Consider the following 17931-nt stretch of genomic DNA (forward strand, 5'->3'; position numbering starts at 1 on the left):
GGTAGTGCGTTCGGTTGCCTGGGGGTTCAGGCGTCGCGGCTGAAGCCGCTCCTACGAGGGCGATGTGCAGGCGCTACACGCTGGGTCGCTATGTGTGTCGGATCGCTTGACACTCACGTCATGCAGGACGGCACGATCCGATTCCCGATTCCCGATTCCCGATTCCCGATTCCCGATTCCCGATTCCCGGCCTTTCACCAGCCGCAGGCTGGTCATCCCGAATCCCGAATCCCCAATCCCGGCCTCCCTCAGGCCAACCCATATTCCTTGAGCTTCTTGCGCAAGGTCGCGCGGTGGATGCCCAGCAGCGCGGCGGCGCGGCTCTGGTTGCCTTCGCAATGGTTGAGCACTTCCACGAACAATGGGATCTCCATCTCGCGCAGCACGATCTCGTACACGTCGTCGGCATCGCAGCCGTCGAGGTCGCGCAGGTAGCGGCGGACCGATTGCGCCACGTGTTCGCGCAGCGGCGGCTTCGGCGCGCCGCGACTGGAGTCAGGACGAGTGGTGGCGGCGTTCAAGTTCGACGGATCCCCGGATGACAGCGGCACCGGACGGCAGGAGCGCCGGCGCGGGGGGACGAGTCTAGCGCGTGGCCTGCGCCGCTGCCATGGCGCAGTGCCCGAACGCAGCGTTCTCAGTGGAAGTCGAAACTGAATGCCGCAGTCTCGGCCGCCGGTTCGCGCACCTGGAAGGCGATCTGCGCGCTCTGTCCCGGTGCCAGCGTGACGCTGTCCGGACGCGCGCGGCCCAGGTATTCCTGCGGGCGCAGCACACGGCTGCCGATGGTGCGGCCGTCGGCGTCGGCCAGCGATAGCTGCAGCAGCGGCCAGGCCTGCGCCCAGCGCGCGTCGTTGCGGAAGGTCGCCTGCACCTGCAGGGTGCCGGCATGGCCGGGCAGCGGCCGCACCTCGCGGCTGAGCATGGTGAAGGCGGCCGGCTCGCGCCAGGCCGGCACGCTGCAGCGCAGGACCTGGCAGACTCCGGCCACCCACGGCCGCCAGCGCGGGTCGGCGCCCAGGCGCTGGCGATCGGCGATGAGGATCTGCAGCGCCAGCAGCAGGCCCAGCCCGGCCAGCGCGATCCACTGCCACGGCGCGGCGCGCAGCACCGGGCGCCGTGCGCGTGGCCCGTGCAGGAAGCTCGGGGCGGCGGCGGATGCCGGTGCAGTGGCGGTGGCCGCAAGTGCCGGGGGTGTGGCTGGTGTCTGGTCCGGCGCCGACGCCGCCAGCGGCGCGTCCAGGTCATGCGTCTGAATGGGCGCGCGGGATGTGTCGGCCTCGCTCTCGGTCTCGACCGACGTTGCGTTCGCAAACGTTGGCGAGACGCTCGGCGCCGTGGGGTGTGTGGTGTCGGTCGGCGGCGCCGCGCCTGCCGACGCCGCCTCGTCCGCCGCTGGCGCAACCGGGGTCTCGTCCGGCGTGGCGGACTGATCGGGCTGGCGCAGCAACGTGGCGAAGCTGGGGCGGGGCGGAGTGCGATCGGGCATGCGCGCGGACGACGACGGCGAGACCCTTATTCAAGCATGTTCAGCACGCGCCGGCGGGATTTGCAGCGCGCTGGCGGCTGGACTGCGGCCTTGCAGGCGTCAGACAGACGCGCCGATCGGCCACCGCGCGATCAGGGGCCGAGAACCTGAATTCGATTCCCGATTCCCGATTCCCGATTCCCAACTCAAGCAACCCGCCGCGGCGCGCTCAGCGCGACCTGCGGGTGTCGAGCAGGTCGAGCAGGCCGGCGCGCTGGCGCGGGCTCAGGCCTTCGAAGCGCTCCAGCAGGCGCAGTTGCTGGTCGGTGAACTGGTACTGGCTGGGCAGTTCGCCGATGGCAGTGGCATCGGCCGTCGGTTCGCCGAACACGCGCTCGCCGCGGCCGGTGGCCAGGTATTCGAAGTGCAGCCCGCTGCGGCGGGCCAGGGCGATCAGGTGCTCCAGCGCCGGCGCCGTGCCTTCGGCCATTTCCCACTGCGCCACGGCGCTGCGGGTCACGCCCAGGTCCAGCGCCAGGGCCTCCTGAGTGAGGCCGGTGAGCTTGCGCGCTTCGCGCACCCGTTCGTACAGCTTGCTGTTCACACGCACCTCCGCAGGGGAGGCGAGATATAGCCGCGCCGGCCGATGCGGTTGGTTCGTGGCGCTGTCCAGCGAGAGAATGTTAGCGATACTGTCTTCGCTTCACTGGGCCGGCCGGCCTGGGCGCGGGCCATGCCTGGCGTGGCGAATGCCGCGCTGCGGCGCCGCTGGGCGCGTTCGCGCCCCGATTCAGTGGCGGCGCACGCCGTCGATGCGCATCCAGTCGCCGTCCTGCTCGGTACGCAGCTGCGCGAACCACGGCGCGTAGCGCTGCAGCAGCTCCTGCTCCTGGCCATGCAGGATGCCGGACAGGGCGATGTGCCCGCCCGGCGCCACGCGCGCGGCCAGGGTCGGTGCCAGCGCGTCCAGCGCCGAGGCCAGGATGTTGGCCACCACCACCGGATAGGTCGCGGCCGGTTCGTCGGCCGGTAGGTATACCGCCAGGCGCTCGCCCACGTCGTTGCGTTCGGCGTTGTCGTGGCTGGCCAGCAGCGCCTGCGGGTCGTTGTCCACGCCCACCGCGGCGGCGGCGCCCAGCTTCAGCGCGGCCAGTGCCAGGATCCCCGAACCGCAGCCGAAATCGAGCACGCGCGCCTGCGCCAGCACGCCGTCGGCGGCCAGCGCGTCCAGCCAGCGCAGGCACAGCGCGGTGGTCGGGTGGGTGCCGGAGCCGAACGCCAGGCCCGGGTCCAGGCGCACCACCGCGGCGTCGGCGCCGCGGGCGTCCTCGGGCAGGTCGTGGTTCCACGGCACGATGAAGGTGCGCGCGCCGAAGCGCATCGGCTGGAACTGGTCCAGCCAGGCCCGTTCCCAGTCCTGGTCGTCGACCTTGCGGAAAGTGACCTGGGCCCAGTCCAGCCCGGGGTCGAACGCCTCCAGCGCGGCCAGCAGCATCAGCCCGTCCTGTTCCTCGGGGAACAGCGCGCTCAGCACCAGCGTGCCCCACAGCGGGGTCTCGCCTACGCCCGGTTCCAGGATCGCGCGTTCGTTGCTGGTGTCGGCGTCGGCATCGAGCAGGGTCACCGCCAGCGCGCCGACATCCTCCAGCGCGGTCTCGTAGCGGGGCTGGGTGGCGTCGGTGCAGCGCAGGGTCAGTTCGAGGAACGGCATCGGTCGGTGGGGCAATGAGGGAAGCGCGCATCTTAGACGGGCGGAGGGCCTTGCGCTGGAGATTGCCTGCCGGCGTAGGAGGGCAGGGAGCGCATTTCAGCGGGTGGCGAACGCCCATGCCCAGCCGGCAGCGTTCGGAGCGCGGCGTACGACGGCGGTGCGTGGCGTCGCGCTGGCGCCGGGCGTTCGCATGGGGAACCGGCGGGTGCGCGATCGCCATCGGGTCCGGCCGCATCGCCGTGCGGGTCGCGCCGCCCAGTCGAAAGGGCCGCCGAGCATCGCGGCGACCGGCGCGATGAGGCCGGACCGACGCGGAGCCGGGCCGCGGCGGTCGGCGGAAAAGGCCCGACAAGGCGACTAGGCGCTGAGAGGCCAGGACCCGCACTGCGACTGGGTGCCGCGCCGCCCATCGGACCGTGCCGTTCGTCCCTGCCGCCGCTCCGCGCGTCCGTGCGCCGATGCCCGTGGCACGCACTTGGCGCATGCCACGGCCGCGGCCTGGGGTAGACTGCCGGCTCGCAGCGGCCGGGCGACAGGGGGTCCGGCTGCGCTTCTGCCCGTTGTCCGGCTCTCTCGCGCATGCCCGTCGTGTCCCGTCCAACCTGGCTGTTGCTGGCGCCCGCCGCGCTGTTGCTGGGCGTGGTCGCCTATCGCGCGCTGTCGCTGCCGGCGGCACCGGCGGTGCCCGCGGCAACGACCACGGTGGCGGCCGGCGCCGTCCCTGCGCCCGCCGCGCCGACTCGCCTGCCGATCCCGACGTCGACGCCGATTCACCCGCGTGGGAATGCAGAGGGCGAACACGGCGCCGACCTCTACCGCGCCGCGCAGCAGCTGTCGATCGCCGCCGCGCACGGCGACCCCGAGGCGTCCTGGCGGCTCAGCCGCATCTACGACTATTGCGCCGGCTATGCGATGGACCCGATCGGCTACGGCGCCGACACCCGCGCGATCGCCGATGCGCGCCTGCCGACCTCGGCGCAGATGGTGCAGGCCCGTGCCCGCGTCGGCCGCCGCTGTGCCGGCTTCGCGCCCGACGATGGCCTGACCCGCCAGGCCATCGTGGCCCAGCGCGTGCAGGCCGCGCGTGGCGGCAACCTGGCTGCCGAAGCGGCGCTGCTGGCGCTGGGCCAGCCGCTGCATGCCGGCGCCGAGTACAAGCGCGACCTGGTCGCGCGGGTGCGCGCCTCCGGCGACCCCGATGCCTACGTGGCGCTGGCGCCGGCGATGGGCCTGGCCGCCAGCGGCGACGACAGCCTGGGCGGCAGCGTGGCCGGCACCCAGTTTTCCGAATTGGCCTGGCAGTTGGCCGCCTGCAGGCTGGGATTGGATTGCGGCCCGGACAGCGAGCTGATGACCCGCTATTGCGCCAACGGCGGGATCTGCTCGCGCGACCCCACCCAGGACTTCAGCAGTTTTGTTTACGACGCCGCGGTGCCGCGGCAAGGCACGGACACGATGAACGACATGGTCAATCGACTGGTGGACAGCACGGGAGCAGGCTCATGAATTACCGGCGATGGCTGCACGGCGCCAAGTTCTGGTTCTGGGTCCTGGCCTTCGTCGCCTACTCGGCGGCGGCGGCGGGCCTGCTGCTGATCGACACCGCCGAGCAGCGCTACCGCGGCCTGTCCAAGGTCGAGCTGACCACCGCGCATTCCGCGCCGGACGTGCGCCGTGCCGGCGCCGCGCAGGTGGCGGCGATCTACCGCGCCAATAGCGGCATGCCGTTCTCCACCCTGGCCCCGGGCAGCACCTTCCAGATCGTCTGGCCGGACGGCTCCACCGAGACGGTGATGATCGTCAGCCCGACCTCGAGCCTGGGCGCGGAGCCGGTGGCGGGGACGCAGGCGAAGTAGCCGGGATTCGGGATTGGGGAATGGGGATTCGGGAGTGGCGGGCTGCGCGAGTGCAAGCCCGCTGCGATGCCAGGTGGTCGTAGGAGCGGCTTCAGCCGCGATGCGTCACCACTGGCAGGTCGCGGCTGAAGCCGCTCCTACAACGCCGCGGCCGGCATGCGCCGGTCGCGCCACTCCGGATGGAGTGGCGTTTTCTTGTCAGTTTGCTTGACACCGGCATGCGCCGGCGCAGCCTCTTGCGAATCCCGAATCCCGAATCCCGAATCCCGAATCCCGAATCCCGAATCCCGAATCCCGAATCCCGAATCCCGAATCCCGAATCCCGAATCCCGCCGTTCCTACAAGGCAATCGACTTGTTCTTGCGCTCGGCCAGGCGCTTTTCCAGGTAGTGGATGTTCTGGCCGCCGGCCTGGAAGCCCTTGTCGCGCATGATCCGCTGCTGCAGCGGGATGTTGGTCTTGATGCCATCCACCACCATCTCGCTCAGCGCCACGCGCATGCGCGCGATCGCGGTCTCGCGGTCGGGGCCGTGCACGATCAGCTTGCCGATCATCGAGTCGTAGTTCGGCGGCACCTTGTAGCCGCTGTAGATGTGCGTGTCCACGCGCACGCCGGGGCCGCCGGGCGGGTGGAAGCCGGTGATCAGGCCCGGGTTGGGCATGAAGGTTTCCGGGTCCTCGGCGTTGATGCGGCACTCGATCGCATGGCCGCGCAGGACGATGTCCTTCTGCTTGATGCTGAGCTTGTGCCCGGCGGCGATGCGCAGCTGCTCGCAGACCAGGTCGATGCCGGTAATGCGCTCGGTGACCGGGTGCTCCACCTGGATGCGCGTGTTCATTTCGATGAAGTAGAAGCGCCCGTTCTCGAACAGGAACTCGAAGGTGCCGGCGCCGCGGTAGCCGATGCGGATGCAGGCGTCCACGCAGACCTTGCCGATCTCGTTGCGCAGTTCCTCGGTGATGCCCGGTGCCGGCGCTTCCTCCACCACCTTCTGGTGGCGGCGCTGCATCGAGCAGTCGCGCTCGCCCAGGTGGATGGCGCCGCCCTGGCCGTCGGCCAGTACCTGGATCTCCACGTGGCGCGGATTCTCCAGGAACTTCTCCATGTACACCTGGTCGTTGCTGAAGGCGGCCTTGGCCTCGGACTTGGTGGTCTCGATGGCGGCCTTCAGCGCGGCCTCCGAATGCACCACGCGCATGCCGCGGCCACCGCCGCCGCCGGCGGCCTTGATGATCACCGGGTAGCCGATCTCGCGGGCGATCTTGGTGTTGGCGACGATGTCCTCGCCCAGCGGGCCGCCCGAGCCGGGCACGCACGGCACGCCGGCGGCCTTCATCGCACGGATCGCCTCGACCTTGTCGCCCATCAGGCGGATGGTGTCGGCCTTGGGCCCGATGAAGATGAAGCCGGACTGCTCCACGCGCTCGGCGAAGTCGGCGTTCTCCGACAGGAAGCCGTAGCCGGGGTGGATGGCCTGGGCATCGGTGACCTCGGCCGCGGCGATCAGCGCCGGGATGTTGAGGTAGCTCTCCGACGAGGGCGCCGGGCCGATGCACACCGACTCGTCGGCCATGGCCACGTGCTTGAGGTTGCGGTCCACGGTGGAATGCACCGCGACCGTGCGGATGCCGAGCGTATGGCACGCGCGCAGGATGCGCAGCGCGATTTCGCCGCGATTGGCGATGACGACTTTATCGAGCATGGGATTCGGGATTCGGGATTGGGGATTCGTAGGGGGCAACGTCCTCCCGGATGGAGTGGGCGTTGTCCAGCGAACGAATCAGGGCGTTGAGTCGGGAAAAAACGCGATCGAGCAGCGCGGCCAGCGGGGCGTCTGCGCCGCTGAAACCAAGCCTCACGGCGAGTTGGGTCTGGGTATCCAGTTCCGACAGCGAGCCACGGGCCATCGACAGGAAGCGCAGGTACTCCGCGGTGGATCTGCGGGCCGCCCCCTCGGCAATGTTGGAGGGAACACTGACGGCTGCTCGGCGCATCTGCGCGATGAGTCCGAAACGCTCGGAGTCGGGGAAGTGTTCGGTGATCCGGTAGATCGATTCGACCAGCGTCATCGCGTCGCGCCAGACGTCCAGGCGCTCGTGCGGCCGCTGTTGCGAATCCCGAATCACGAATCCCCAATCCCGGCTACTGAATCACAAACAACGGCTGGTCGAACTCCACCGGCTGGCCGCTTTCGCCCAGGATCGCGACGATGGTGCCGGAGACGTCGGCTTCGATCGGGTTGAACATCTTCATCGCCTCGATGATCGCCAGGGTCTCGCCGGCCTTGACCGCCTGGCCGACGCTGACGAAGGCCGGCTTGTCCGGGGCCGGCGAGGTGTAGAAGGTGCCGACCATCGGTGCGCGCAGCACGTGGCCCTCGGGCAGGGCGTTGCCGGGCTTGGCGCTGCCGCCGGTGGAGGCTTCGGTGGGCGAGCTCATCGGCATCGGCGCAGCGGCGGCCGGCGCGGCCGCGGGGGCGGCGGCCACGTATTGCGGCGCGCTGGCGGTCATGCCCTTGGGGGTGCGCGCCAGGCGCACGCTTTCCTCGCCTTCCTTGATCTCGATCTCGGCGAGATTCGATTCTTCCAGCAGGTCGATCAGTTTCTTGATTTTGCGGAGATCCATAACGGCCTCGTGAGGTGACTTTTGAAAAAGACCGGGCGCGCGGCCCGGGGACTCAGACGGGGAGATGCGGTGCCGGTCCGGCGTGGGCGCGGCTCATGCGGCCGCTCCCAGCCGGGTCAGCGCCGCGTCCATCGCATAGCGGTAGCTGTCGGCGCCGAAGCCGCAGACCACGCCGACCGCGTGGTCGCTGAAATAGCTGTGGTGGCGGAACGGCTCGCGGCTGTGCGGGTTGGACAGGTGGATCTCGATGAACGGGATCGCCACCGCCGCCAGCGCGTCGCGCAGCGCCACCGAGGTATGGGTGAACGCGGCCGGGTTGATCAGGATGAAGGCGGTGCCGTCGCCGCGCGCGGCCTGCACCCGCTCCACCAGCACGTGCTCGGCGTTGGACTGCAGGCTCTCCAGCGCGTGACCGGCGGCGCTGGCCTGGGCCTGCAGCGCCGCATCGATCTGCGCCAGGGTGGCATGGCCGTACACGCCCGGCTCGCGGGTGCCGAGCAGGTTGAGGTTGGGGCCATGCAGCAGCAGCAGTCGCGCCATCGGGAACAAAGCAGCGGAAAGGGCGGCAGTCTGCGCGAAGCCGGCATTGCTGTCCAGTTCGGCGAAGTTGCGGGTGTTTTAAACAAATGTTTGATTTTTCGCCGGCTCGCGTCGCGTCAGCGCAGGCATGGCGGGCGAGCAACGGGCCGCGCCACTGCCTGCGGTTATGTCGCATCTTGCGCGGACCATGCAAGTGTCGCTGCAGCATGGGACGGCCACATTGCAGCGCCATCGCCGCCGCGCGTCGACGCGCCGGTGGAAGTGGTATATACCATTTCAAAATCACTGAAATACCAGTCGAGGGTAGGCGCATGCGAACCGAGCGTATTGGCCGTTGCGGCCTTGGCCGCCACATCCTGGCGTTCGCGCTGCTGGCCGGGGCGACCGCGCCCGCGCTGGCGGCGCCGCCGGCGACGCTGCCGGCGGTGTACCCGGCGCCGACTGCGCTGCGTCTGCTCGGGCCGGAATTGCCGCTGGGGCCGTCGGTGGTGCTGGTCCAGGCCGGCAAGACCGACCCGGCTACCGACGCACTGGTGCGTGCGGTGTTGCGCGAGGCCGGCGTTTCCCGCATCCGCCGCGCCGGCACACTGCCGCACGACCCGCAGGCGGTGTCGGTGGTGCTCGGCACCGTCGACGCGGCGCCGGTGCGCGATGCGCTGGCCGCCGTCGACCTGGACGTGCCGGAACGCGCGGAAGGCTATGCGCTGGGCAGCATGGGCAGCATGGCCAGCGGCGGCGGCACGCGGATCGTGCTGGCCGGCCGCGACGACGCCGGCCTGTACCACGCGGCGCAGACCTTCCGGCAATTGGTCGCGCACGGACGCGTCGCCTCGGTGGCGGTGACCGACGCGCCGGCGATGCCGGTCCGCGGCACGATCGAGGGTTTTTACGGCAAGCCCTGGAGCATGGACGAGCGCGCCGCGCACCTGGCGTTCCTGGCGCGGTTCAAGGCCAACACCTACATCTACAGTCCGAAGGACGACGCCTTCGCGCGCGATCGCTGGCGCGCGCCGTACCCGGCGGTCACGCTGGCGGCGCTGGGCAAGCTGGCCGCGGTCGCCAACCGCGAGCACATCAACTTCGTCTACGCGCTCTCGCCGGGGCCGTCGATCTGCTACAGCGACGCGGCCGACCTGCAGGCGATCCGGCGCAAGTTCGCCGCGCTGCGCGCGCGCGGCGTGCGCAGCTTCTACATCGCCTTCGACGACATCGAATACACCAAGTGGAACTGTGCCGGCGATGCCGCCGCGTTCGGCCCGGCCGGCGAGCAGGCCGCGGCCACTGCGCAGGCGCAACTGCTCAACGCGGTGCAGGCGGACATCGCCGCGGCCGGCCACGGCGCGCTGATCATGGTGCCGACCGAGTACTACAACGTCACCGAGTCGCCGTACAAGGCGACGCTGCGCAAGGCGCTGGATCCGCGCGTGGTGGTGCAGTGGACCGGCACCGACGTGGTCCCGGCGTCGATCTCGGTGAGCGATGCGAAGAACGCGACCAAGGCGTTCGGGCGCAAGACCCTGCTGTGGGACAACTATCCGGTCAACGACTTTGCCGAGACCGCTGGGCGCCTGCTGCTGGCGCCGTACGACCGCCGCCAGGCCGGGCTGTCGGCGGAGCTGAGCGGCATCGTGTCCAACCCGATGAACCAGGAAGTGGCCAGCCGGCCGGCGGTGGCCGGGCTGCTGGCCTTCGCCTGGAACGACCGCGGCTACGACGCGCCGCGCACCTGGCGCGCGGCCGCGCGCGACTTGGCCGGCGGCGATGCGCAGGTCGCCGACGCGCTGCTGACCTTCTTCGACACCCAGCACCTGGCGCCGACCTTCGGCCATCTGCCCTGGCAGCCGCAGGCGCCGCGGCTCAAGGCGTTGATCGATGCGACCCGCGATGCGTTGGCCGATGGCGATCCGGCGGCCCGCAGCGCGGCGTTGACTGCACTCGGGCATGCCGCCGACGAGTTGGCCGCGGCACCGCAGCGCATCCGTGCCGGCACCACTACCGGCGCGTTCGTGGCCGAGGCGGCGCCATGGCTGGATGCGACCGCGCTGTGGGGCCGCGCGCTGCGCCTGAGCGTGGACGGGTTGAACCAGGCGCTGGCGGGCGATCCGGCGGCCGAACAGGCCTTCGCCGCGGCCGGGAAACTCGCCGCCCAGGCGGCGGCGATTCCTTCCATTCCCGGTGCGACCCGCTTCGGCGGCCCGGTCAAGGTCGCCGACGGCGTGCTGGATACCTTCATCGCCGATGCGCCCGGCCTGGTGGAACGCCCGCCGGCACGCTAGCGAAACCGCGAGCCGCGGCGGATCGGCGCGGTCCGCGCGCCAGTGTCCCGGCTCGCTCATGGGCATCGCCCATGTGCTGATGCCCGATCGCCATGCCGCGCAGCGCACGCATTAACCGGCGATTTACACCCGCGCGCCGCATCCGGGGCACAAAGGACGCCCCGAGCGGCCAAGGTGCGTGCCATGCGAATCGCGATCATCGGCGCAGGATTCTGCGGCAACGTGCTGGCCGCGGCGCTGGCACGCCAGGGCACCGCCAGCCGCATCACCCTGGTCGGCATGGCCGACACCTTCGGCCGCGGCGTCGCCTACGGCGCGGCGCGGCCGGAGCACCTGCTGAACGTGCGCGCCAAGGACCTGGGCGTGGATCCGCAGGATCCCGGCGGCTTCGCCGCGGCGCTGCACCTGGATGCGGCGCAGGGCATGGCGTTCCTGCCACGGCTGCAGTACGGCCAGTACCTGGAGCAGCACCTGGCGGCCGCCCTGGCCGACTCGGCGACCGAGGTGGTGCCGCTGGCGCAGGAGGCGGTGGCGCTGGAGCGCGATCCGCACGGCTTCCGCGTGTTCCTGGCCAATGGCGAGGATTTCGTCAGCGACGTGGTGGTGCTGGCGATCGGCGCACTGCCGCCGGCGGCGCTGCCGGGCGTGGGCCCGCGCCTGGCGGTGCACCGGCGCTACATCGGCTGGCCATGGCAGGACGGCGTGCTCGACACGGTGCCGCCGCAGGCGCGGCTGCTGCTGGTCGGCACCGGCCTGACCATGGCCGACGTGGCCCTGACCCTGCGCCGGCGCGGCCACCGCGGCGCGATCACCGCCCTGTCGCGGCGCGGCCTGGCGCCGCAGGCGCATCTGCCGCAGCCGGGCGCGCCGGTGAGCCTGCCGCCCAGCGTGGTGCAGGCGCTGCGCGGCCACGACCTGCGTGGCCTGGTGCGCAGCCTGCGGCAACTGACCACGGTGGTGGAGGACTGGCGCTGCGTGGTGGATGCGCTGCGTCCGCACCTGCAGCCGTTCTGGAGCGGCCTGGCGCCGGCGGCGCGCGCGCGTTTCCTGCGCCACCTGCGGCCGTACTGGGAGGTGGCGCGGCACCGCCTGGCGCCGGCCGCGGCCACCGCGCTGGCGCAGATGCAGCAGCAGGGCCAGCTGCGGATCCGCGCCGGGCGCCTGCTGCGCGCGCGCCTGGGCGAGGACGCAGTGGAGGCGGTGATCCGCGACCGCGCCGACCGCGGCGCGCGTACCGAACAGTTCGACGTGCTGATCCGCGCCACTGGGCTGGATACCGACGTCGCCCGCACCAGCCATCCGCTGGTTGCGGCGCTGCTTGAGGCCGGCCTGCTGCAGGCCGATCCGCTGGGCCTGGGGGTGGTGGTCGATCCGCGGCTGCGGGTACGCGACGCCGGCGGCCAGCCGGTCGCCGGTCTGTACTGCCTGGGGCCGCTGCTGCGCGGCGGCCTGTGGGAAATTACTGCGGTGCCGGAACTGCGCACCGCCGCGCAGCGCCTGGCCGAGGAGCTGGCGACGCTGGCGCAGGCGCGGACCGCCGATGGTGGCGCCAGTGGCGATGCGCCGCAGCGGCTGGCGTTCTAATGCTGGATCCGCACGCGCGCGTTGCCCGCGCTGCTGGCGTAGGAGCGGCTTCAGCCGCGACCGGGCTTTGCCGGTAATGTCTGGTCGCGGCTGAAGCCGCTCCTACGCGAGTGCGTCCAGCGCTCTGCCGACTAATGCGTCGGCTGCGCGCCGCCGCTTACCCAGCCCTCGACCTCGCCCGGCGCGAACGGGCCGAGCTTCTGCCTGACGATGCGGCCGTCGGCGTCGATCAGCACGCTGTACGGCAGCAGGCCCTGGGTGTCGCCCAGGCGCACGCTGGCGTCGGCCGGGCCCGGCGTCTCCAGCGCGATCGGGTAGCCGATCGGCACACGCTGCAGGAAGGCGCGCACGTCCTCGGCGCGGTCCAGGGCGATGCCCAGCACCTGCAGGCCGTCGCTCGGTTGCGCGCGCGCCAGCCGGTCCAGTTCCGGCATCTCGCGCACGCAGGGTTCGCACCAGCTCGCCCACACGTTGACCAGCAGCGGCCGGCCGCGGAATTGGGCCAGGGTCAGGTGGCCGCCGTCGAGCGTGGGCAGGCGCAGCGCCGGGGCGGGATCGCCCGGGCGCGCCGCGGCGACCGGCGCCGCCGCATGGCCGCTGGCCGTGGCGGGCGCGGCCGGGTCCAGCGCCGGCGTCCGCCGTTCCCACCAGTGCGCCGCCGCCACGCCGAGCACCGCCGCCACCGCGACGACTGCCAGCAGGCGCGCGCTGGCGGGGGTCATCGCGCCGCGCGCAGCAGGGCGTCCTCGACCACCGCCTGGCTCAGCACCGGCGGCAGCACCGTCGGCGGCGCGCCGGGGCCATAGACCACGTACAGCGGCACGCCCACCGCCTTGTGCTCGGCGAGGAAGGCACTGATGCGCGGATCCTCGTTGGTCCAGTCGCCCTTCATGTACACCGCGTCCACCCGCTTGATGGTGTCGCGGAACGCGTCGCTGTCGAACACGTTGCGCTCGTTGGCCTTGCAGGTGACGCACCAGTCGGCGGTCATGTTGACGAACACCACGCGGTTGTCGGTGCGCAGGCGGTCGAGCATCTGCGGCGAATAGGCCACGGTATTGCGCTCGACGCTGGCGCTTGGCGGCGGCAGCCGGGTCACGCCCCAGGCCGGCAGCAGGGCGGCCAGCAGCAGCACGGCGGCCAAGCGCATGCCGGTCTTGTGGTCGCGCCAGCGCGCGCGCTCGAACCACCACAGGCCCAGCGCCAGCAGGGTGGCGCCGATCAGCAGCAGCGCCACCGCGTCCACGCCGCGCTGCTTGCCCAGCACCCACAGCAGCCAGATCGCGCTCAGGTACATCGGGAACGCCAGCACCTGCTTGAGCGTCTCCATCCACGCGCCCGGCTTGGGCAGGCGTCTGGCCAGCGACGGCACGAAGCCGATCAGCAGGAACGGCAGCGCCAGGCCCAGGCCCAGGGTCAGGAACACCAGCATCGCCGCTGCCGCCGGCGCGGTCAGCGCATAGCCCAGCGCCGGGCCCATGAACGGGCCGATGCAGGCGCTGGACACCACGCAGGCCAGCACGCCGGTGAAGAAGTCACCGACCGGGCCGCTGCGCGTGGACAGCGACTGGCCGACGCCACCCAGGTTGGCGCTGAGGGTGAACACGCCCGACAGGCTCAGCCCGACCACGAACATCAGGTACACCAGCACCGCGACGAAGCCCGGGCGCTGCAACTGGAAGCCCCACAGCAGCCGCGCGGCCACGGCGATGCCGCCGATCACGGCGAAGGAGGCAAGCACGCCCAGCGTGTACCACAGCGCATGGCTGCGGGCCCGGCCGCGGCTCTCGCCGCTCTGCGCCAGGCCCAGCACCTTCAGCGACAGGATCGGCAGCACGCACGGCAGCAGGTTCAGCAGCAGGCCGCCGCCGAGCGCCAGCAGCAGGATCCACAGCAGGTTCTGCGTGGCCGGCGGCGGTGCGGCGCTGCGCGCGGCGTTGTGCGCCGAGGCGTCCGGCGTCGCCGGAGGGGCATCGGCGGCCGTGGCGGCGGCCGCGTCGTTGGCGTCGGCCTGGCGGCTGTCCAGCGGCGTCACCAGCAGCGGGCTGACCTCGGCCTGGTCGGCCGGGGTGATGGTGCCCTTGGGCAGTGCCAGCTTCACCCGCCGGGTCATCGGCGGGTAGCAGATGCCGTCGGTCTGGCAGCCCTGGAAGGTCGCCACCAGGGTCGCGGCGGCGGCATCGGCGCGCTGGCGCTGCAGCGGCACGGTGACCTCGGTCTGGTCGAAGTACACCACCACCTTGCCGAAGTGTTCGTCCTGGTGCGAGCTGCCCTGCGGCCAGCGCGGCATGCCGGTGCGGATGCCGGGCGCGCCCTCCAGCGCCAGCGCGGTGCGGTCGCGGTAGAGGTAGTAGCCGGGTGCCGGGGTGAAGCGCAGCAACAGCGTATTGCCGTCGTTGGCGATGGCTTCGAAATGGAACGCCTGGTCCGACGGCAGCGGCAGACCCTGCACCGCAGCGGCGCCGGGGCCGGGACCGAACAGCGGCTTGGCCCCGTTGCCCGCGCCCGGGCCGCTGCCCGGCAGCCCGCCCGTCGCCGCCGGCGGCGGCGCCGACGCCGGCGCGGCATCTGCGGCGGCGGCAGTGGCGGCCGGCAGGGTCACCTCGAGCAGGCGCTTCTGCGGCGGGTAGCACACGCCGGCATCGGCGCAGCCCTGGTAGCGCACCTCGACCTGCACGCGGTCGGTGCCGGGGTCGGCGATGCCGCTCTGCACCGCGTTCAACGCGTCGCGGTAGGTCTCCACCTCGCCGAAGTACGGATCGGTCTTCTTGTGGCCGGCCGGCAGCTGCAGGGTCGGGTTCGGCTTGAAGCCGCCGATGACCTTGACCGCGATGCGGTGCCGGTACAGGTAGTAACCCTTGGCGATGTCCCAGTGCAGCGTGATGCGGCTACGTTCGGGCGCCTGCGCGCTGAGCGCGAAGGCCTGGTCCACCGGCAGCAAGTCCTTTTCGCTGATCGCCAGGGCGGGGAAGGCGGCCACGGCCAGCAGGCACAGGGCGGCGAGGCGGTGCAGCAGGGTCATCGGCTTACGGTTCCTCACGGGTTTCGGCATGCACCCATTGCAGGTAGGCCGGCAGGCCGCCGGCGACCTCGAGTTCGACCAGTTCGGGGACCTCGTAGGGGTGCAACGCGCACAGCCGCTGCCGCAGGGCGGGCAGGCGGTCGGCGGCGGTCTTGATCAGCAGCAGCACTTCCTCGCCGTGTTCCACCTCGCCTTGCCAGCGGTAGGTGGACTGCACGCCGGGCAGGCGGCTGACGCAGGCGGCCAGACGCTCGTCGACCAGCGCCTGGGCGATCCGCGCGGCGCTGGCCGGGTCGGGGCAGGTGCTGAGCAGCAAGCGGAGGGCGGGCGCGGACATGCGGCCGACAGTATAGGGATGCCGGCCGCGCTTTGGCGGCGCCCGTGGGGAAAGCCGGCGCCGCTCGGAATCCCCAATCCCGAATCCCGAATCCCGAATCCCGCCCGCTGCAAATGCAGCGGGCGAGACAACGGCTCAGTTGACCAACTGGCAACTGGCCGGCTTGGCGGAAGTGAACAGCGACGAGGTCGCCCACTCCGGGTGGTCGATGAACGGGTTGCGGTTGCCCTGGAAGCTGTAGATCACCTCGTTGCGGGCGCGCTCGGCGTCGTCCGGCGGGTCCTGCTGGCTCCACGCGATCAGGGTCGACAGCAGGCCCATGTAGGCCGGCGAGGACGAGGTCTTGACGATCTTGCTGCGGTCGTCGGTCAGCTCCAGGTCCGGCTCGGACTGTCCGGTCTTGGCATCGACCCCGCCTTCATAGCGGATCGCCATGTACATCACCGCACGCGCCATGTCGCCCTTGCGGTGGTCCCACACCTCGAAGGTGCCGCTGTTGCCGTCCGGGGTCCGTACCCAGTTGGAGTTGCCCGGATAGGGGCCGCTGCCGCCGCCGAAGCCGGCGTTGGCCTCGGTGGCGCGCTCGCCGCAGTTGCTGTCGCACTTGGCGTAGGGCTTGTTGCCGCGGTCGGCGTTCCAGGTGGCGTCGGTCAGGTACAGCATGTGGGTGTCGGTGTACGGCGCGTAGGGCAGGCCCTTGTTGCCGGTGGCGGTGCCGAAGCCCAGCGAGTTCGGCCAGCTGTGCTCGCGGTTGTACTTCAGGCCGCTGCCGCTGCCGGCGCGGTCGGTGCCCTTGGCGTAGCTGCGGTTACGGTAGGCGTCGAGCACGCGCTGGCTGTTGTTGGGATCCTCGTCGGCGATCTCCAGGATGGCCCAGGTGTCGGTGCCGGAGCTGCTGCTGTACGGGTAGACGGTGTGGCCCTTGATCGTCTCGTGCAGCGAGCAGCGCAGCTGGCTGGGGCTGGAAGTGTTGACGTGCGAATAGTAGGTGCCGGCGCCGCTGCCGCCGCCCGAGCCGCTGGCCACGGTGAAGGCCACGCTGCGGTCCTGCGCCGGATGCGCGCCGTCGGCATCGCTGACGCGTGCGGCGACGATGCTCAGGGTGCAGCTCTCGCCGGCCTTCAGCGCGGTGTTGGTGGACAGCGCGAACTGGGTGCCGCTGCTGGGATAGGTCAGCGCCACGCTGCCGGACTGCTGGCAGCTCAGGCCGAACGCGCCGCTGGCCAGGCTCACCGCCTCGCTGAAGGTCACCGCCAGGTCGCCGGCGGCGGGGAAGTCGGTGGCGCCCTGGGTCGGGGTGGTGGCGGTCACCGTCGGCGCGGCGTTGCTGCCGCCCCCGCCGGCGAAGGTCTGGCCGTTGTTGCAGGCACCGAAGGTGCTGGTGGCGCTGTCGCTCCAGCTGAAATCGGCCGCGGCGCTGCCGTTGCCGCGCAGCTGCAGCGAGGTGCCGGCCGCGGTGCTGTTGCTCTCGCTGACCGGCAGGTTCTGGCTGGTCATGCCCGCGGCGGGGCCGCCGCCGCCGGTGATGGCGCCCTCGTAGCTGAGGAACTGCACCACCTGGCCGTTGCCGTCGACCAGCGCCAGGCCGTCGTTGGGACCGTTCTGGATGCCGTTGCTGGCATAGCTGACGGTGGCGATACGTACCTGCCCACCGCAGCTGACCAGGTTGCCGGCCGGCACCGCGCTGTTGGCGTAGACGGTGGCCGAGCCGGGGTTGCTGCCGTTGTACAGGTAGACGCGGTAGCCGCTCAGGCTCTCCCCGGCGGTGGCGACGATCTCCACGCCTTCGCCGGTGTCGCCGGCGGCGGTGGCATCGTCGTAATGCAATTCGTTGATGAATACGGCGGCCTGGGCCGGCCCGGCAAGGGCGAGCAGGCAGGCCAGCGGCAGCGCAACGGCGGATGGCTTCATCGACAACTCCTTTTGGTGATGGATCCCCCCCCTGGGTCCGCCCAGCCTAGCCCGACTCTGTGACACTGTGACGGGATTCGGTCACTGCTTGGCATGCAACGCACGTCTTCGGCAAAAAATTTTTGCCCCCGGCCCTTGAAAGCCCCCGCCACGGCACTACATCAGGCGCATCCCGGCGCTACCGGGTTTTTTCGCGAGCGTTGCTGGCAGTCGTCATGTGCGAGTGCTAACATCGCCGGCCTTTCCTAGACCAATCAATCACTTAAGAGGTCTCACTCAATGAGCATCAAGCCGCTTCACGACCGCGTCGTAGTCAAGCCGATCGAAGCCGACGAAATCTCCGCCGGCGGCATCGTGATCCCGGATTCGGCCAAGGAAAAATCCACCAAGGGTGAAGTCGTGGCCGTCGGCGCCGGCAAGCCGCTGGACAACGGCAGCGTGCGCGCCCCGGCGCTGAAGGTCGGCGACAAGGTCATCTACGGCCAGTACGCCGGTTCCAGCTACAAGGCCGAAGGCGTCGAGTACAAGGTGCTGCGCGAAGACGACGTTCTGGCGATCGTCGGCTGAAGCCGCCGATCGCGGGATTCGGGAATCGGGATT

Annotated in this window: 17 protein-coding genes; 5 read left to right on the plus strand and 12 right to left on the minus strand. The window is 71.1% G+C overall.

Annotated features, from left to right (window positions below):
- Positions 1 to 248 precede the first annotated feature (248 nt).
- The 4 genes from fis to prmA all read right to left on the minus strand — a co-directional run bounded on the left by fis (position 249) and on the right by prmA (position 3179).
- On the minus strand, positions 249 to 521 hold the full coding sequence (gene fis, locus RAB71_RS02380) for a DNA-binding transcriptional regulator Fis (protein WP_010343856.1): 273 nt from the start codon (positions 519 to 521) through the stop codon (positions 249 to 251).
- Positions 522 to 637: 116 nt separating this feature from the next.
- Positions 638 to 1489: a DUF3426 domain-containing protein gene (locus RAB71_RS02385; RefSeq protein ID WP_234006521.1), complete on the minus strand. Its 852-nt coding sequence runs from the start codon at positions 1487 to 1489 to the stop codon at positions 638 to 640.
- Positions 1490 to 1697: 208 nt separating this feature from the next.
- On the minus strand, positions 1698 to 2072 hold the full coding sequence (locus RAB71_RS02390; protein WP_010343854.1) for a helix-turn-helix transcriptional regulator: 375 nt from the start codon (positions 2070 to 2072) through the stop codon (positions 1698 to 1700).
- A 186-nt stretch (positions 2073 to 2258) separates the two neighbouring features.
- Positions 2259 to 3179: a 50S ribosomal protein L11 methyltransferase gene (gene prmA / locus RAB71_RS02395; RefSeq protein WP_010343853.1), complete on the minus strand. Its 921-nt coding sequence runs from the start codon at positions 3177 to 3179 to the stop codon at positions 2259 to 2261.
- A gap of 579 nt (positions 3180 to 3758) precedes the next feature.
- Between prmA and RAB71_RS02400 the strand changes: the two genes are divergently transcribed.
- Both RAB71_RS02400 and RAB71_RS02405 read left to right on the plus strand, forming a co-directional pair.
- Positions 3759 to 4685, plus strand: coding sequence for a hypothetical protein (locus tag RAB71_RS02400; protein WP_010343852.1), 927 nt, complete (start codon positions 3759 to 3761; stop codon positions 4683 to 4685).
- Positions 4682 to 5035, plus strand: coding sequence for a hypothetical protein (locus tag RAB71_RS02405; RefSeq protein WP_010343851.1), 354 nt, complete (start codon positions 4682 to 4684; stop codon positions 5033 to 5035). The genes RAB71_RS02400 and RAB71_RS02405 overlap by 4 nt, the downstream gene beginning before the upstream one ends.
- 338 nt (positions 5036 to 5373) lie before the next feature.
- Here the strand turns inward: RAB71_RS02405 and accC are convergent, their stop codons facing one another.
- From accC to aroQ, 4 genes are all read right to left on the minus strand, one after another.
- Positions 5374 to 6738, minus strand: coding sequence for an acetyl-CoA carboxylase biotin carboxylase subunit (accC, locus tag RAB71_RS02410; RefSeq protein WP_010343850.1), 1365 nt, complete (start codon positions 6736 to 6738; stop codon positions 5374 to 5376).
- Positions 6728 to 7162: a four helix bundle protein gene (locus RAB71_RS02415; protein WP_010343849.1), complete on the minus strand. Its 435-nt coding sequence runs from the start codon at positions 7160 to 7162 to the stop codon at positions 6728 to 6730. The genes accC and RAB71_RS02415 overlap by 11 nt, the downstream gene beginning before the upstream one ends.
- A 16-nt stretch (positions 7163 to 7178) precedes the next feature.
- On the minus strand, positions 7179 to 7661 hold the full coding sequence (gene accB, locus RAB71_RS02420) for an acetyl-CoA carboxylase biotin carboxyl carrier protein (protein ID WP_010343848.1): 483 nt from the start codon (positions 7659 to 7661) through the stop codon (positions 7179 to 7181).
- 93 nt (positions 7662 to 7754) lie between these two features.
- Entirely contained in the window at positions 7755 to 8201 is a 447-nt protein-coding gene (gene aroQ, locus RAB71_RS02425) for a type II 3-dehydroquinate dehydratase (RefSeq protein ID WP_010343847.1), read from the minus strand.
- A gap of 311 nt (positions 8202 to 8512) precedes the next feature.
- Between aroQ and RAB71_RS02430 the strand changes: the two genes are divergently transcribed.
- A complete protein-coding gene (locus RAB71_RS02430; protein WP_010343846.1) occupies positions 8513 to 10477 on the plus strand; it encodes a beta-N-acetylglucosaminidase domain-containing protein in 1965 nt (654 codons plus the stop codon).
- Between the two features lie 183 nt (positions 10478 to 10660).
- The gene (locus RAB71_RS02435) at positions 10661 to 12061 is read left to right on the plus strand and encodes an FAD/NAD(P)-binding protein (RefSeq protein ID WP_010343845.1); all 1401 of its coding nucleotides are present in this window, start codon (positions 10661 to 10663) and stop codon (positions 12059 to 12061) included.
- Between the two features lie 131 nt (positions 12062 to 12192).
- Here RAB71_RS02435 and RAB71_RS02440 read toward each other — a convergent pair whose 3' ends face one another.
- From RAB71_RS02440 to RAB71_RS02455, 4 genes are all read right to left on the minus strand, one after another.
- The gene (locus RAB71_RS02440; RefSeq protein WP_104609611.1) at positions 12193 to 12783 is read right to left on the minus strand and encodes a TlpA disulfide reductase family protein; all 591 of its coding nucleotides are present in this window, start codon (positions 12781 to 12783) and stop codon (positions 12193 to 12195) included.
- Entirely contained in the window at positions 12780 to 15083 is a 2304-nt protein-coding gene (locus tag RAB71_RS02445) for a protein-disulfide reductase DsbD (protein ID WP_104609610.1), read from the minus strand. The genes RAB71_RS02440 and RAB71_RS02445 overlap by 4 nt, the downstream gene beginning before the upstream one ends.
- Positions 15084 to 15087: 4 nt before the next feature.
- A complete protein-coding gene (cutA, locus tag RAB71_RS02450; protein WP_010340977.1) occupies positions 15088 to 15420 on the minus strand; it encodes a divalent-cation tolerance protein CutA in 333 nt (110 codons plus the stop codon).
- Positions 15421 to 15555: 135 nt separating this feature from the next.
- The gene (locus RAB71_RS02455) at positions 15556 to 17331 is read right to left on the minus strand and encodes an endonuclease (RefSeq protein ID WP_010340978.1); all 1776 of its coding nucleotides are present in this window, start codon (positions 17329 to 17331) and stop codon (positions 15556 to 15558) included.
- Between the two features lie 279 nt (positions 17332 to 17610).
- Between RAB71_RS02455 and RAB71_RS02460 the strand changes: the two genes are divergently transcribed.
- Positions 17611 to 17898 (plus strand): co-chaperone GroES, encoded by a 288-nt coding sequence (locus RAB71_RS02460; RefSeq protein ID WP_010340979.1) that lies wholly within the window; start codon positions 17611 to 17613, stop codon positions 17896 to 17898.
- Positions 17899 to 17931: the final 33 nt, after the last annotated feature.

Origin of the sequence: Xanthomonas sacchari (genome assembly GCF_040529065.1) — a bacterium.
Lineage (GTDB): Bacteria > Pseudomonadota > Gammaproteobacteria > Xanthomonadales > Xanthomonadaceae > Xanthomonas_A > Xanthomonas_A sacchari.

Bases quoted from the DNA above. Each gene is read 5' to 3' on its own strand.
- RAB71_RS02385 (WP_234006521.1), bottom strand. From the start codon at position 1,489: ATGCCCGATCGCACTCCGCCCCGCCCCAGCTTCGCCACGTTGCTGCGC.
- prmA (WP_010343853.1), bottom strand. From the start codon at position 3,179: ATGCCGTTCCTCGAACTGACCCTGCGCTGCACCGACGCCACCCAGCCC.
- RAB71_RS02400 (WP_010343852.1), top strand. From the start codon at position 3,759: ATGCCCGTCGTGTCCCGTCCAACCTGGCTGTTGCTGGCGCCCGCCGCG.
- RAB71_RS02405 (WP_010343851.1), top strand. From the start codon at position 4,682: ATGAATTACCGGCGATGGCTGCACGGCGCCAAGTTCTGGTTCTGGGTC.
- accC (WP_010343850.1), bottom strand. From the start codon at position 6,738: ATGCTCGATAAAGTCGTCATCGCCAATCGCGGCGAAATCGCGCTGCGC.
- accB (WP_010343848.1), bottom strand. From the start codon at position 7,661: ATGGATCTCCGCAAAATCAAGAAACTGATCGACCTGCTGGAAGAATCG.
- aroQ (WP_010343847.1), bottom strand. From the start codon at position 8,201: ATGGCGCGACTGCTGCTGCTGCATGGCCCCAACCTCAACCTGCTCGGC.
- RAB71_RS02430 (WP_010343846.1), top strand. From the start codon at position 8,513: ATGCGAACCGAGCGTATTGGCCGTTGCGGCCTTGGCCGCCACATCCTG.
- RAB71_RS02435 (WP_010343845.1), top strand. From the start codon at position 10,661: ATGCGAATCGCGATCATCGGCGCAGGATTCTGCGGCAACGTGCTGGCC.
- RAB71_RS02440 (WP_104609611.1), bottom strand. From the start codon at position 12,783: ATGACCCCCGCCAGCGCGCGCCTGCTGGCAGTCGTCGCGGTGGCGGCG.
- RAB71_RS02445 (WP_104609610.1), bottom strand. From the start codon at position 15,083: ATGACCCTGCTGCACCGCCTCGCCGCCCTGTGCCTGCTGGCCGTGGCC.
- cutA (WP_010340977.1), bottom strand. From the start codon at position 15,420: ATGTCCGCGCCCGCCCTCCGCTTGCTGCTCAGCACCTGCCCCGACCCG.
- RAB71_RS02455 (WP_010340978.1), bottom strand. From the start codon at position 17,331: ATGAAGCCATCCGCCGTTGCGCTGCCGCTGGCCTGCCTGCTCGCCCTT.
- RAB71_RS02460 (WP_010340979.1), top strand. From the start codon at position 17,611: ATGAGCATCAAGCCGCTTCACGACCGCGTCGTAGTCAAGCCGATCGAA.